Raw genomic sequence first — 13,621 nt, 5'->3', positions numbered from 1 at the left:
CGGCGGACCTCCGGTCCGGCCCGACGAAAGACCGGCCCCGGGAAGAGTTTCGGCGCACGGCGGGGGGCTGGCCTGCCTGCGGGGGAATGGCCGGAGCGTTTAGCGGGCGGCTCGGTGTGAGCAGCAGCGACCACGACAGGACGCGCAGCGCCCGGGCCAGGGTGACGCCATTTCCCGGAGGCGGTGCGCCAAGCGTGACCCGACCAGTCCGGCGACGCCGGTGATCAGGACGGGCTCGGGGATCGCGGCAGGGGTGGTCGTGAGCGCGCCCCGGGAATCATGTATTAATCATTGATATTCCAACGGGGAGGGAAGGGTCCTGCCGGTGCGCCCGGGGGCGGGCCCCTATGGGCGGGGCGGGGTGATGCGCAGCCAGTCCACCGTGCGGCGGAGACCCTCCTCCAGCGGGACCTGCGGCGCCCATCCCAGCCAGCGGCGGGCCCGGGTGCCGTCCAGGGCGATGCGGCGCACGTCCCCGGGCCGCGGCGGGGCAAACCGCGGCGGGTCGCGAAAACCCGTGAGCGCGGCGAGGATCCGGAAGATCTCGGCCACCGACGTCTCGGTTCCGGTGCCGAGGTTGACCACGTCGCAGCCGGCCGCGTCGGTGGCCAGGAGGTTCGCCCGGGCCACATCCTCCACGTACACGAAGTCGCGGGTCTGCTGCCCGTCGCCGAAGATGGTGGGGGCGCGCCCGTCCAGCATGGCCCGGGCGAAAATCGCCACCACCCCCGCCTCCCCCATGGGATCCTGACGGGGGCCGTAGACGTTGCCGTACCGCAGGGCGGCCCAGGACAGCCCCATGCGGCCGAACAGGCGCACGTACGCCTCGGCCGCCAGTTTGCTGGTCCCGTAGGGCGACAGGGGCGCGCAAGGGTGGTCCTCGTCCACCGGCAGGCGGAGGGGCTCCCCGTAGATGGCGCCGCCGGTGGAGGCGAAGACGAACCGGCGCACGCCGAACTGCGCGCACAGGGTCAGCAGGTGGACCGTGCCCAGGACGTTCACGTCGGCGTCGGCGCGGGGGTCGGCCACCGACGCGGCCACCGACGCCTGGGCGGCGTGGTGGTTGACCACCTCCGGCCTCTCCCGCTCGAACACCTCCCGCAGCTGCGCGCTGCGGATGTCCACCGGGTAGAAGGCGGCTCGGGACGGCACGTGCTCGGGCCGCCCGGTGCTCAGGTTGTCCACCACCGCCACCTGATGGCCTGCCGCCAGGTAGGCCTCCGCCACGTGGGACCCCACGAATCCGGCTCCCCCGGTGACCAGGACCCTCACGCGCCGCCCCCCGCCGCGCCGGCGGTCCTCACGGGGAGCCTCCCCGACGCGGCCCGCGGTTGCCGAAGATCTCCAGCCGGCCGTTGGGGATGGTCCACACCTCGCCGTCGTCGGTGCGGAACTGGGTGGTGCGGAGGCCGATGCGCTCCACGGTGCCGGTGCGGGAGTCCACGGTGATGACATCGCCCACGTGCAGCAGGTCTTCGGAGATCAGCAGCACCCCGGCGATGATGTCCCGGATCAGGGTCTGGGCCCCCAGGCCGACGGCGATGCCCACCACGCCGGCGCTGGCCAGGATCGCCGTGGCGTCCACCCCCAGCTCCCGCAGGACCATCACCAGGGCGATGAACGCCAGCAGGTAGCGGGCCAGGCTCTCCAGCAGGGACTGCAGGGTCCGCCGGCGCGGCTCGTCCAGGACACCGGTGCGGGCCGCCAGGGCGCGGCGGATCAGGGCCGGCGCCAGGCGCATCGCCACCGCCGCGCCCAGCACGATGGCGGTGACAGTGAGCGCGGTCTCGAAGCCCCGCAGGGCCTCCCGCAGCCGGTGCAGTGCCTCGGCAGTCATGCGTCAGATCTCCCCCCGGGACCGGCGGATCGCCAGGTCGATGACGGTGGCGGCCGTCCACCCCTGGCACGGCGCCGCCCCGGGAGGCGGCAGCCCGGTCTCCGGGTGATAGTACTCGGGCAGGTCCCAGTAGCCGCCGGCCATCTGGAGGGTGCGGTCGGCCAGCGCACGGGCGACCTCCGGGAACCCCGCCGCCAGCAGAGCCTCCACGAACAGGTAGTTGATGTTGGCCCAGGTCGGGCCCCGCCACATCTGGGTGGGAGTGTAGCGCGGGTCGCTGCGGGCGACGGTGGGGATGGGGAAGCGGGGCCAGAAGTGCGCGGGGTCCACCAGATGTGCCACCAGCCGGTCGGCCACCGTCCGGCCCAGCCGTCCCGTGGCGAGGGGGAGGAGGCTGACGGGGGTGAGGACCTCCACCCGCCGGTGGTCGCGGGTCGGGCGCACGGCCCAGAACAGCCCCGAGGCCGGGTCGTAGAAGTGCTCCGCCATCAGCCGGGTCAGTCCGTCGGCCCGCTCCGCCCACCGCGCGGCATCGGCATCGAGGCCCAGGGTCCGGGCCATCCGGCTCAGCGCGTCCATGTGCAGGACCAGGTAGGTGGCCAGGTCCGGCGACTCCACCGGCATGCCCTCATCCCACAGCGGGCTGTCGTCCATCCCCGAGGAGTACGGGTGGCCGTAGTCCGGCACCCCGTCCCGGTCCTGGTCGGAGTGGGCGAACCACCACTCGGCCCACTGGCCCAGGGGGGCGTAGACCTCCGCCAGGAAGTCCGCGTCGCCGGTGACCTCGTACACCTTCCACGCCGCCCAGGCGGCCAGGGGCGGTTTGGTCACCGGCGCGTCCACCGGGTAGGCCAAATGGTCGATGACGCCCTCGTCGTGGACCGCGTCGGGCAGCATCCCGTCGGGCCGCTGGTGGTCGATGAAGATGCGAAACTGATCGGCGGCCAGGCGGGTGTCCACGTAGCGGTAGGCCAGGGCGTGGAAGAACGCGTCCCACTGCCACACCCCCACGTACCGCACCTTGCTGGGCACCATCGCCTCCCGGGTCAGGTAGTAGCGGGAGCTGATCAGGCCCGCCCGCATGACCCACCAGGCATAGAAGTAGGCGTGGTGGTAGCGGGGGTGCACGGGCGGGACGGCCTCAAACCAGCGGCGCCACTGGCGCTCGCTCTCCTGGATCGCCTGCTGAGGGTGCAGGGTGCGGGAGAAGCCCAGGCGCGGGGTGATGTTGAGGGAGACCGCAGCCCACGAGCCGGCGTCCACCCGCAGGTCCACCAGGTAGTACAGACCCTGGCGGTCGACCGTGGCCTGCTCGATGCGGGCGTTGGTGGTCAGGGCCACGTTGCGGGCGCCGCGGAAGCGCGCCCCCCGGGCGTCGGTGGCCGCCCACTCGGCCCGCACGGCGCAGCGCACCCCGACCCGTCCCTCCGGCAGGGTCAGCAGCAGTACCTCCGGGTCGGCGAAGACCACCGCGGAGGTCCCCCGCGGCGTCACCAGGTCCAGCCGGTGGGGCGCCGTGTGGACGGTGAGGGGCAGGGGGTGGCCGTCTCCGTCGGTCAGGTGCAGGTCTTTGACCAGCGGGCGCCGCGCCCGGTAGTCGCCCTCCACGTAGTCCAGCCGCGGCCAGCGCTCGCACAGGCGGATGTGGAAGCGGGTGCGGTCGGCGTCCAAGAACACCAGCAGGCGGCTGCCCCTGTCGGTGAACGGGACCACCGACAGGTCCACGCGGTCGGCCAGCAGCGCCAGCGGGTCGGCAGACTCCTGATCGTCCGGCCCGGCCCCCATGCCCGCGACTCTGTCGCGCATCGCGCTACCGTCCCTCCCGGCCGGCGCGCGCCCTCCTCCGGCCGGCAGACGCCAGGCGGCGGTGGCGGTCGACGAACGCCGCCGCCGCCGCCGCTCCCGGCAGGGGGATGGTGCCCAGGCGCCAGCGGATTGCCCGGACCAGCTCCCCCCGGGTCATCTCGGGCACCGGGCGGGCGGGCACCGTCCAGGGCCGCGCCTGTTCCAGCAGCTCCAGCAGCCGCCGCTGGAGGGGCACGGGCAGGGTGAGCGCAGCCACCGTGACCCGCTCCCGCAGTTCGCGGAGGCGGCGGATCTCCGACCCGGACAGACGGCCGTCATCGCGCGGCATCCCTGCGAGGATTCGCTGCGCCATCGCCGGAGTTCCTGTCCGGCGCCGAGCAGGGTCCCCTGCGGGAGCGCCGAAAGGGACCACCATGGTGTTCGACCCCGCCAGCATTGCCGCCCGGGATCCCGGGGGCATGCTCCGCCTGATCAGCCTGTTCCCCCGCATGTGCACGGAAGCCTGGTCGCTGGCGTCGGGCGTCTCCCCGCCCCCGCGGCCCCGCGCGGTGGTGGTGGCGGGCATGGGGGGATCCGGGATCGGCGGGGACCTGCTGCGGGCGGTGCTGTACGAGGAAGCCGCGCCGCCGGTCGTGGTGGTCAAGGACTACCGGGTCCCCGGGTGGGTCGGCCCCGAGACGCTCCTGTTCGCCTGCAGCTACTCGGGCGAGACCGAGGAGACGCTGGCCGCCTACCAGGAGGCGGCCGGGCGGGGAGCGCGCTGCGTCGCCATCACATCGGGCGGGTCGCTCCTGCGGCGCGCCCGCGAGCGGGGGGACCCGGCGGTGGTGGTGCCCCCCGGCCTGCCTCCCCGGGCGGCCCTGCCGTACATGTTCCTGCCCATGGTGGCGATCCTGGCGGCCGCCGGCGCCGTCCGCTCCTTCGATGAGGACGCTGCCGAGGCCGCCGACGTCGCCGCCTCCGTGGCCGAGGAGCTGGCCCCGGGGCGCCCGGAGAACCCCGCCCGGGCGCTGGCCGACAGCCTGGTGGGCCGCCTGCCCCTCATCTACAGCGCGACCCCGCTGCTGGAGCCCGCCGCCCAGCGCTGGAAGGACCAGATCAACGAGAACGCCAAGACCCTGGCCGCCTGGAACACCTTTCCGGAGCTGAACCACAACGAGACGGTGGGGTGGGGCCTGGACCCGGACCTGGCCCGGCGCTGCCACGTGGTCATCCTGCGCGATCCCCGGGAGCCCCCGCGCCTAGCCCGGCGGGTGGCCATCACCCGGGATCTGGCCTTCTGTCGGGCGGCGGGGGTGGACGAGGTCTGGGCCCGGGGGCGTGGCCTTCTGGCCCGGCTGTGCTCTATCATTGTCGTGGGAGATTTTGTGAGCTGGTACCTGGCGCTGCTGCGCGGGGTGGACCCCACGCCGGTGCCGGTGATCGACGAGCTCAAGCGCCGGCTGGCGCAGGCGTGATGCGTCCAGGACCGGACATCCGGAGGGGGCGGAGGGAGCAATCGTGGCGCGGGTGCGGCTGGAAGGCGTGACCAAGAAGTTCGGGCCGGTGACGGCGGTCAACGATGTGACCCTGGACGTTCCCGACAAGCAGTTCACGGTTCTGGTGGGGCCGTCCGGGTGCGGGAAGACCACGGCGTTGCGGCTGATCGCCGGGCTGGAGGAGCCCACCGCCGGGGACATCTACATCGGCGACCGGCGGGTCAACGACGTGCCGCCCAAGGACCGCGACATCGCCATGGTGTTCCAGAACTACGCCCTGTACCCGCACATGACCGTCTACGAGAATATGGCGTTCGGCCTGCGGCTGCGCCGGTACCCCAAGGCCGAGATCGACCGGCGGGTCAAGGAGGCCGCCGAGATGCTGGGCATCGAGGGGCTGCTGGACCGCAAGCCCAAGCAGCTGTCCGGGGGACAGCGGCAGCGGGTCGCCCTGGGGCGGGCCATCGTGCGGGAGCCTCAGGTCTTCCTGATGGACGAGCCCCTGTCCAACCTGGACGCCAAGCTGCGGGTCCAGACCCGGGCGGAGATCAAGAAGCTGCAGGCGCGGCTGCAGACCACCACCATCTACGTCACCCACGACCAGGTGGAGGCCATGACCATGGGCGACCGGATCGTGGTGATGCGGGACGGGGTGGTGCAGCAGGTGGACACCCCCCTCAACCTGTACGAGAAGCCGGCCAACATCTTCGTGGCCGGCTTCATCGGCAGCCCGGCCATGAACTTCGTGGACGCCGTCCTGGCCGAGGAGAACGGGCGGGTGTTCGTGGACGCCGGGTCCTTCCGCCTGGAAGTCCCCGCCGACCTGGTGCCCTACGCCCGGCCCTGGCTGGGCAAGGCGGTGGTCTTCGGCATCCGGCCCGAGGACATCGCCGACCGCGCGCTGACCGACGGGGCCCGCCCGGAGTGGACCCTGCGGGCCACGGTGGACGTCCACGAGCCCCTGGGCTCGGACGTGATCCTGTACCTGACCGTCGGCCGCCACTCGCTGGTGGCCCGCATGGACGCCCGCACCGACGCCCGCATGGGCCAGGCGGTGGAGGTGGTGGTGAACATGCGCAAGATGCACCTGTTCAACCCACAGACGCAGGAAGCGATCATCTAACGGGTTAGCAGGGCAATACCGACGCCGTGGCGCCTGCCGGAGGGGATTGCTCCGGCCATGGGCGGCAGGGAAGGGTGAGGTGATGTCGAATGGATTGAATGATCACAAATGGCGTTCGCAATGAACAACCGACATATCAAATCCCTTGTCAAGGGTCTCAGAATTTTGCGTGCGGTGGGTGGGTACCCCGCACCGGTGTCCATCTCGGTTCTCTCCCGCCATTTGCTGATCCCCAAAGGGACGCTTTTCCCGTTTTTGCAAACCATGGCCGCGGAAGGGATGTTGCTGGTTCACGAGGGAGGCCGGTATACGCTCGGACCACGGGTCCTCGAACTGGCGTCGATGTTCCACGCTCAGGTGAGGCTGCGGGACATTGCGCGTCCACAGTTGGAGTGGCTGGCTCGTACGTGTGGCGAAGTCGCGCACCTGTGTGTCCTGAGCGACGGTGAGATGGTCTATCTGGACCGCGTTGAGACGCGGAAGGTCGTGCAGGTGGGCTCTCGAGTGGGAGGTCGATGCCCGATTCACTGTACGGGGGTGGGCAAAGCGTTCCTCGCATTTCTCTCCGAGTCCCAGGTGCGGCGGTTACTGGCCCGTTATGGATTGCGCCGGTACACGCCTACGACGATCACGTCGGTGGAACGCCTTCTCCGCGAGCTCAGGCAGATCCGGCAGCGCGGATACTCGATCGATCGCTCTGAGCACGATCCTGAGGTGCGCTGTGTGGGGGCGCCCATATTCAATCACGAGGGCCAGGTGATCGCGTCGATCAGTGCCGCAGGTCCCGCCTACCGGATGACCGCCGCGCGGGTGCGATACGTCTCCCGGATGGTGGTTCGTGCCAGCCGGGAGATCTCCTGTGCCCTCGGTTACCGCGTCGATGGCCCGTCACGCTCTGTCGCCATGGGGGCCGTCCATGGCTGACAGGCATCATCATGCCGAACACGAGTTGCCATCCCCACCGACATGGCTGACACCTTTCGACGAAGTGCGAGCTATCTATTAACAGTGACGGTCGCGGTCGGCGTCTGGTGGGCAGTGGCGGGCGTGGGCCGTCTGCCGGAGTATGTGCTGCCAGCACCCGATGTCGTGGGTCGCACACTGCTGGCCTCTCTGGGTGCGCTGTATCCCCATATGCGCGTGACGCTGCGGGAGATTTTGACAGGGTTCGGCTTGACGGTGTTTATCAGCATCCCCTTGGCGCTGTTGATCGCATACTGGACGCCGTTCGAGCGCACCGTCTACCCGCTCATCGTTATCCTCCAGTTGATCCCGAAGATCGCGCTGGCGCCCCTGTTTGTCGTGTGGTTTGGGTTTGGTTTTGTGCCGAAGGTTGCCATCGTGGTCCTGCTGTCTTTTTTCCCGCTGGTGATCGATAGCACGGTGGGGTTCAAGTCGGTAAATCCTCTTCTTCTACATTTGGCTCGCACGATGACCGCGTCCGAGTGGCGGATCTTCTGGCGCATCCGACTGCCGGCAGCACTGCCCCACATCTTTGCGGGCCTCAAAGTGGCCATTGCGTTTGCGACTGTGGGAGCCATCGTCGGGGAGTTCGTCGGCGCCGATCGGGGTTTGGGGTATATGTTGCTGCGCGCGAACGGTGACCTAAACACGCCGTTGCTGTTTGCGATCTTGATTGTGCTCTCGGGGATGGGCATGGCCCTGTTCATGATCGTGGAGGGTCTGGAGCGGGCTGTTATCCCGTGGCATGTGTCGATCCGCCGCGAGGTGGCGCAGGTCGAACGGTCCACACTGTGAGCAAGTGATCAACGGGGGAGGGATCTGAGCATGCGGACTATCGCGGGCGTGGTGATGGTTGCGGCGCTGGTGGTCGGGCTGGTTGCGAGTTCGGGCGCGCAGGCGCTGACACCGGTGTCGTTTCGACTCAACTTCGTGGCCGTAGGGTTGCATGCGCCCTTTTATCTGGGGCTGGACCGTGGCTTCTATCGGGATGTGGGGATTGACCTGAGGATAGGCGAGGGCACCGGCTCCGCCACCACAGTACGCTTGGTGGGGAACCGTAGCGACGTGTTCGGATTTGCTGATGCCGGAACGACCATCATCGGCATCGCCCAGGGCATTCCCGTGAAAATTATCGCGCCCGTCTATCAGATGAACGCATTTGCCATCATCGCTGCTCCCGATGCCGGGATCGCCAAGCCGAAGGATCTGGAGGGCAAACGTGTAGGCGTTACGCCCGGAGACGCCCTCTCGGCCCTTTGGCCGGCCTTGGTGGGCGCCAATAATATCGATGAAAGCAAGGTTCGGCTTGTCGCGATGGATCCTGCGGCCAAGGTGCCGGCCATTCTGAACAAGCAGGTGGAGGCCATCCTGGGAGGCGCCGACGACCAGGCCGTGACACTTCGCCAGCGGGGAATGCCCGTGGTCGTGCTGCGATTCGCGGACTACGGCGTGTCTACCATAGGGCTCTCCATTATCGCCCACCAGGACACCCTGGCTGCTCAACCGGATTTGGTGCGCAGGTTCTTGAGGGCCACGGTTCGCAGCTGGGACGTGGCGCGCCGGAATCCTGATGTTGCCGTAGCGGTCCAAAAGCGGTACATTCCTGCGCTTAATGAGGCGATTGCTCGTGACCAGCTGGCGGTGGCGATCAGCAGTCTTTTCAGCAAGAGTTCCAACGAACTCATGAAGGCAACCGACAAAGACTGGCTTGACACGGTGGTGCTGCTGGCGCGGTACATGGGCCTCACCGGTCGGTACGGCCCCAAATACTATTATGACCAGAGCTTTCTGCCGGACAGTCTACCGGGGCGCTGATGGATTACGCGGTTGAGGTAGATCATCTCGAAGTTACCTACTGGTCTCCGTCGGGGCCGGTGGCGGCGCTCGCGGGCGTGAGTCTGTCGGTGCGCTCAGGTGAGTTCGTATCGATTCTCGGACCGTCGGGCTGTGGGAAGAGTACGCTGCTGCTGGCGGTGGCCGGGCTGTTGCAGCCCACACGGGGGCACGTGCGCGTCGACGGCAAGCCGGTGCAGGGACCGGTTCGGGAAATCGGCATGGTCTTCCAGGATCACTTGCTGCTGGACTGGCGCACCGTCCTTGACAACGTTCTTTTGCAGATCGATCTCCGGGGACTTTCGCGCTCGGCGTTCCTACCATCCGCGCGGGCTCTGCTGGGACGAATGGGCCTGCGCGGATTCGAGACCAAGTACCCGTTTGAACTGTCGGGGGGTATGCGGCAGCGGGTGGCCATTGCGCGGGCCATCATCCACAATCCACGACTGCTCCTCATGGATGAACCATTCGGGGCCCTGGATGCTCTAACGCGAGAACAGATTCGTGTCGACCTGGAGCGCTTGTGGATGGAGTGGCGGAATACAGTATTGTTCGTCACCCATGACATCGCCGAGGCCATCCTGTTGGGCGACCGAGTGGTAATCATGACCTCCCGGCCGGGACGGCTGGCGGACATCGTCCCGGTGTCGCTGCCCCGGCCCCGTACGGCGGACATCCTGGCAAGGCCGGAGTTCCTCGACTACCGAGCCCGGATTCAGGGTGTGCTGTACAAGATGGGCGTACTGCGCGTGTAGGGTGATGTGACGCATGCTGCGGGTAGCGGTTATTGGCGTGGGATCCATTGCCCGGTCGATCTATCTTCCCATATTGCTTGCCAGCAACTGCACCGTTGCCGGCGTCATGAGCCGCACCAGCGAGCGAGCCCGCGCTGTGGCGGCTGCATTCAACATCCCGCGGGTGTACGAGACATTGGATGATGTGGACGCTGACTGCGCATTTGTCCTGACGCCGAAGGAGACCCACGCGGCAATTGCGTCGGCGTTGCTGCGCCGGGGCATAGCGGTCTTCCTGGAGAAACCCATGGCCACCACGCTTGCCGACGCCGAGGCTCTGGTGCATACTGCGGAAGCCACCGGCACCTTGCTTATGGTGGGTTTTAATCGGCGGTACGCACCGGCGTACGAGGCGTTGCACAGGGAATGGGAGCATGATCCGCCCGAGGTGATGATTGCCGAGAAGAACCGCCCGGGCACCGAATATCGGGCCACGCTGGAAAACGCGATTCACATGATCGATCTGATGCGGTGGATCTGTGGCGAGGCACGCGACATCACGGCGTGGAGCCAGTTCGAGGACCGCTATTATGAGACGTCGTGTGTGGCACAGATCCGTTTTGCCCGGACTCTGGGTGTGTTGGTGGCCAACCGCTCATGCGGTCAGTGGATGGAGCGCGTGGCCACCTATGGCCGCGGCAAGAGCGTTCTGGTCGAGGCACCGGAGTCGGTGATGGTTGTCGACAACCGTCAAGGGCACGTCACCAACCTGACGCCGTTGTCCATGGGCTGGGCATCGGTTCATGACAGGCTGGGGTTCCGTCAGGAGGTAGAGCAGTTTCTGGTAGCGGTACAAACGGGTCAGCCCGTCCGGACGCCTGCCCGGGATGCGTTGGAGACGCACCGCTTAACCGACCGGATTTTGAGGGCCGCTGGTTTGCCCGATCTCAGCGTATGAAACTGGCCGGCCACACCATGGGGACACCTGAATACTCGGTGCCTGAGGCGCTGGACTTCTTCGCGCGGCTCGGCCTGGAAGGGGCCGAGGTCATTTGGCAGGAGAACTATCGGTGTGGCATCGATCCAGCGGCCAGCGAGGCGACGTTACGCGATCTTCGCCGCCATGCATCTCAGGCGGGTATTTCCATCGTTGCGATCACGCCTTACGAAGCGCGTTTCAACGACCTCGACCCGGCAGTCTGGCGCGCTTCCATCGACGCCTATACCCGCGCGCTCCACGGGGCGGCGGTGCTCGGCGCGCGGTGGGTGCGTCTGTATGGCGGTCGGTTTCTCCCGGGAGACGGCAAGTGGGACGAACGGTGGGCGCGGCTGGTTGAATCTCTGTGTGAACTAGGTGCGCGCGCACAACGCCTTGGCGTGGTCATCTGCGTGGAAAACCACTTTAATACCATGGCCGATACCGCAGCCCGCACTGCGGCACTGGTGCGCGCCGTCGATCATCCGCACGTGCGCGTTCTCTACGACCAAGCCAATCTGGGATTCATTGGGGCCGAGGCGTGGGAAGATGCGCTGGAGCGACTCGCGGGCCTCATCGCATATGTCCACGTGAAGGACTTTGTGTTTACTGACACGTCCCGTCCCTTCACGGCCAGAGACGTGAGCCACGTGGAACAGGAGGCGCGGATCGTCAGGTCCTGCGTTGTGGGTGACGGGATTGTCCCGTGGCCTGCGATTCTGGCCGGGCTGCGCCGGATGGGCTATGATGGTGTGCTGTCGCTGGAGTATGAACGTCGCTGGCACCCCGGTGACTTGCCGCCGGCAACCGAGGGGATGATGCGCAGTACGCAGCGGCTGCGGCAGTGGCTGAACAGATGAAGATTTCGGTTGTTACTGACGAGCTCAGCGACGATGCGGAGACTGCCTTGGAGCTGGCAGCGGAGCTGGGGATTCACGAGGTAGAGTTGCGTGGCGTGGGCGGTCGCCGGGTACCGCGGCTCGATCCGTATTGGCGCCGTCGGCTTCCACAGCTTTTGGACCGGTTCGGTATGCGAGTAGTGGCCATTTCCCCGGGGCTGTTCAAGATTCCACTCCCGGAGCCGGTGACCGAGGGCTTTCAGGTGCTTCGCTGGCAGGATCGGGAGGAGTGGGTGCGAGAGCGCCGACAATCAGCGGTGTGGGAGGATCATCGGACGACGCTATTAAAGGAGAGCCTGGCATTTGCTCACGAGCTGGGCTGCCGCCGCGTGATCGTGTTCGGTGTGGTGAAGTCGCCAGGTGCGGAGACCACGCCGCCCGTCGTGACAGAGGTCTTGAGGGAAGCTGCCAAGGCAGCGGAGCAGGCGGGGGTCACGCTGCTCCTGGAGAACGAACACATTTGTTGGGCGGATACAGGGGCGCGCACGGCCGCGCTGGTCCGCCAGATCGGGTCACCCGCATTGCAGGTGAACTGGGATCCGGGCAACGCCTTCGCTGCAGGGGAGTGCCCGTATCCGGATGGCTATGCCGCGGTGCGCGGTCTGGTTGGTCATGTACACGTCAAAGATGCGCGGCGGCACGTGTCCGGGCACATTGAGTGGGCAACCCACGGTGAGATCGACTGGCGGGGCCAAGTGAGCGCTCTGCTCGCCGATGGATATGACGGGTATCTCGTGATCGAGACCCACGTGCGACCCAAAATCGCGGCAGTGCGTGCGACCCTCCGGCGTCTGCAGGAGGCGCTGAGATGAAGTTCGGCATTCAGCCTACCGAAGGGGGCACGCTGACGGAGGAAGCTCTGGCTGAAGTGATTCATGCGGAGGAGATGGGTTTCGATTCGGTATGGCTTTCAGAACATCACGGAGTACAGGACCATTACTGGCCGTCGCCGTTGCTGATGCTGTCCGCGCTGGCCGCGCGGACCGAGCGCATTTTTCTGGGCACGAACGTCATCATCCTGCCTTTCTATCATCCGCGTCGAGTGGTCGAAGAGGCGGCGATGCTGCAGGCGCTGTCGCGAGGACGGTTCATCCTGGGTGTGGGCATGGGGTATCGGGAGGAGGAGTACGCCGCGTATGGCGTCTCCCTAACCGAGCGGGGGAGACGGTATGAGGAAGCGCTGGTGGCGATCCGCCATCTCATGAGGCAGGACGGTGCGGCGTTTCATGGCAGGTTCTTCCACTTGGCTCCTCTCGCTGTGGAGCCATGGGTGCCGTTCCCGGTGTGGGCCGGGGGGTGGGGACGGGAGAATCTTCGCCGAGCGGCAGTGTACGCCGATGCGTGGATTCCGGGGCCTGTCGCCGACCTCCGGCAGCTGATGGCATGCCGCGCCCAGTACGAGGAGTTCGTGCGTCGGGCTGGTGGAGATCCCGGGGCGCGGCCTCGAGTATTGACGCGCGAGCTGATCGTGGCTCCCACCAGGTCGAAGGCGTTGGCCGCCGCCGAACGTTACCTGCTGCCCATCTATCGGGATGAGTACGGAGGCGGCTGGCGACACCGACTGGTCCACCCCGATCAGGCGCATGACATGGAAGCACTCGGAACGGAGCGGTTTATCGTCGGGTCGCCTGAAGATGTTATCGCAGGCGTCAAATTCTTCGCCGAGCGGTTGGGCTGCGATCATCTCATTTTCCGGCTCTACGGCCCCCATACGCCCCACGCCTTTATCATGGAGGAGATCACTCTCCTGGGTACCGAGGTGCTACCGGCCTTCAAAACATCATAGCCGCGGTAGCAGCGCGTGATGACGGGTGAAAGCCCGGCGGGCGGGATGAAAGGCAGGTCGTTGTGGCCCGTATCCCGTGATGGCGGCGTGTGCGGGGTTCATGTGGAAGGTATCGCCGTGGGGGGCCGAGATCCCGAACTCCAGGCAGGCTTGGCTGACGTTGCACAGGGCGGCCGCGCGCTGGAT

General features: G+C 67.3%; 14 protein-coding genes. 10 read left to right on the top strand and 4 right to left on the bottom strand.

The genetic code is table 11. The annotated features are described in order from the left end of the window. Positions 1 to 345 precede the first annotated feature (345 nt). From RB150_08320 to RB150_08305, 4 genes are read right to left on the bottom strand one after another with little or no spacing between them, the layout of a single operon-like run. Positions 346 to 1,272: an NAD-dependent epimerase/dehydratase family protein gene (locus RB150_08320; GenBank protein MDQ7820540.1), complete on the bottom strand. Its 927-nt coding sequence runs from the start codon at positions 1,270 to 1,272 to the stop codon at positions 346 to 348. Positions 1,273 to 1,300: 28 nt separating this feature from the next. Next, the gene (locus RB150_08315; GenBank protein ID MDQ7820539.1) at positions 1,301 to 1,837 is read right to left on the bottom strand and encodes a mechanosensitive ion channel; all 537 of its coding nucleotides are present in this window, start codon (positions 1,835 to 1,837) and stop codon (positions 1,301 to 1,303) included. A gap of 3 nt (positions 1,838 to 1,840) precedes the next feature. Beyond that, entirely contained in the window at positions 1,841 to 3,643 is a 1,803-nt protein-coding gene (locus RB150_08310; protein ID MDQ7820538.1) for a hypothetical protein, read from the bottom strand. Positions 3,644 to 3,647: 4 nt separating this feature from the next. Continuing rightward, positions 3,648 to 3,971, bottom strand: a complete 324-nt coding sequence (locus tag RB150_08305) for a hypothetical protein (GenBank protein MDQ7820537.1) — start codon at positions 3,969 to 3,971, stop codon at positions 3,648 to 3,650. 85 nt (positions 3,972 to 4,056) lie between these two features. Here RB150_08305 and RB150_08300 point away from each other — a divergent pair, with 85 nt between their 5' ends. The 10 genes from RB150_08300 (at position 4,057) to RB150_08255 (ending at position 13,435) form a co-directional block, all read left to right on the top strand. Then, a complete protein-coding gene (locus RB150_08300) occupies positions 4,057 to 5,100 on the top strand; it encodes a bifunctional phosphoglucose/phosphomannose isomerase (GenBank protein ID MDQ7820536.1) in 1,044 nt (347 codons plus the stop codon). Between the two features lie 43 nt (positions 5,101 to 5,143). Continuing rightward, positions 5,144 to 6,244, top strand: a complete 1,101-nt coding sequence (gene ugpC / locus RB150_08295; GenBank protein ID MDQ7820535.1) for a sn-glycerol-3-phosphate ABC transporter ATP-binding protein UgpC — start codon at positions 5,144 to 5,146, stop codon at positions 6,242 to 6,244. A 108-nt stretch (positions 6,245 to 6,352) separates the two neighbouring features. Beyond that, on the top strand, positions 6,353 to 7,168 hold the full coding sequence (locus RB150_08290; GenBank protein ID MDQ7820534.1) for an IclR family transcriptional regulator: 816 nt from the start codon (positions 6,353 to 6,355) through the stop codon (positions 7,166 to 7,168). An 84-nt stretch (positions 7,169 to 7,252) separates the two neighbouring features. Then, positions 7,253 to 8,002 carry an ABC transporter permease gene (locus RB150_08285; GenBank protein MDQ7820533.1) on the top strand — a complete coding sequence of 250 codons (750 nt, stop codon included), beginning with the start codon at positions 7,253 to 7,255 and terminating at the stop codon, positions 8,000 to 8,002. 30 nt (positions 8,003 to 8,032) lie between these two features. Next, entirely contained in the window at positions 8,033 to 9,022 is a 990-nt protein-coding gene (locus RB150_08280; GenBank protein MDQ7820532.1) for an ABC transporter substrate-binding protein, read from the top strand. Then, on the top strand, positions 9,022 to 9,795 hold the full coding sequence (locus RB150_08275) for an ABC transporter ATP-binding protein (protein MDQ7820531.1): 774 nt from the start codon (positions 9,022 to 9,024) through the stop codon (positions 9,793 to 9,795). The genes RB150_08280 and RB150_08275 overlap by 1 nt, the downstream gene beginning before the upstream one ends. Before the next feature lie 13 nt (positions 9,796 to 9,808). Continuing rightward, complete coding sequence (locus tag RB150_08270) at positions 9,809 to 10,732, top strand: Gfo/Idh/MocA family oxidoreductase (GenBank protein ID MDQ7820530.1); 924 nt, start codon at positions 9,809 to 9,811, stop codon at positions 10,730 to 10,732. Continuing rightward, a complete protein-coding gene (locus tag RB150_08265; GenBank protein ID MDQ7820529.1) occupies positions 10,729 to 11,610 on the top strand; it encodes a sugar phosphate isomerase/epimerase in 882 nt (293 codons plus the stop codon). The genes RB150_08270 and RB150_08265 overlap by 4 nt, the downstream gene beginning before the upstream one ends. Further along, positions 11,607 to 12,461, top strand: coding sequence for a sugar phosphate isomerase/epimerase family protein (locus RB150_08260; protein MDQ7820528.1), 855 nt, complete (start codon positions 11,607 to 11,609; stop codon positions 12,459 to 12,461). The genes RB150_08265 and RB150_08260 overlap by 4 nt, the downstream gene beginning before the upstream one ends. Then, positions 12,458 to 13,435, top strand: a complete 978-nt coding sequence (locus RB150_08255) for an LLM class flavin-dependent oxidoreductase (GenBank protein ID MDQ7820527.1) — start codon at positions 12,458 to 12,460, stop codon at positions 13,433 to 13,435. The genes RB150_08260 and RB150_08255 overlap by 4 nt, the downstream gene beginning before the upstream one ends. The last annotated feature ends 186 nt before the right edge of the window (positions 13,436 to 13,621 follow it).

It is taken from the genome of Armatimonadota bacterium, assembly GCA_031081675.1.
In the GTDB taxonomy this organism is placed as follows: Bacteria; Sysuimicrobiota; Sysuimicrobiia; order Sysuimicrobiales; family Kaftiobacteriaceae; genus Calidihabitans; species Calidihabitans tengchongensis.
This window is presented reverse-complemented; position numbering and strand designations above follow the sequence as displayed.

What these genes read in the sequence shown, in the direction of transcription:
- RB150_08300 (MDQ7820536.1), top strand. Translation starts at nt 4,057, where the DNA reads ATGGTGTTCGACCCCGCCAGCATTGCCGCCCGGGATCCCGGGGGCATG.
- RB150_08255 (MDQ7820527.1), top strand. Translation starts at nt 12,458, where the DNA reads ATGAAGTTCGGCATTCAGCCTACCGAAGGGGGCACGCTGACGGAGGAA.
- RB150_08280 (MDQ7820532.1), top strand. Translation starts at nt 8,033, where the DNA reads ATGCGGACTATCGCGGGCGTGGTGATGGTTGCGGCGCTGGTGGTCGGG.
- RB150_08260 (MDQ7820528.1), top strand. Translation starts at nt 11,607, where the DNA reads ATGAAGATTTCGGTTGTTACTGACGAGCTCAGCGACGATGCGGAGACT.
- RB150_08270 (MDQ7820530.1), top strand. Translation starts at nt 9,809, where the DNA reads ATGCTGCGGGTAGCGGTTATTGGCGTGGGATCCATTGCCCGGTCGATC.
- RB150_08315 (MDQ7820539.1), bottom strand. Translation starts at nt 1,837, where the DNA reads ATGACTGCCGAGGCACTGCACCGGCTGCGGGAGGCCCTGCGGGGCTTC.
- RB150_08275 (MDQ7820531.1), top strand. Translation starts at nt 9,022, where the DNA reads ATGGATTACGCGGTTGAGGTAGATCATCTCGAAGTTACCTACTGGTCT.
- RB150_08290 (MDQ7820534.1), top strand. Translation starts at nt 6,353, where the DNA reads ATGGCGTTCGCAATGAACAACCGACATATCAAATCCCTTGTCAAGGGT.
- RB150_08305 (MDQ7820537.1), bottom strand. Translation starts at nt 3,971, where the DNA reads ATGCCGCGCGATGACGGCCGTCTGTCCGGGTCGGAGATCCGCCGCCTC.
- RB150_08310 (MDQ7820538.1), bottom strand. Translation starts at nt 3,643, where the DNA reads ATGCGCGACAGAGTCGCGGGCATGGGGGCCGGGCCGGACGATCAGGAG.
- RB150_08265 (MDQ7820529.1), top strand. Translation starts at nt 10,729, where the DNA reads ATGAAACTGGCCGGCCACACCATGGGGACACCTGAATACTCGGTGCCT.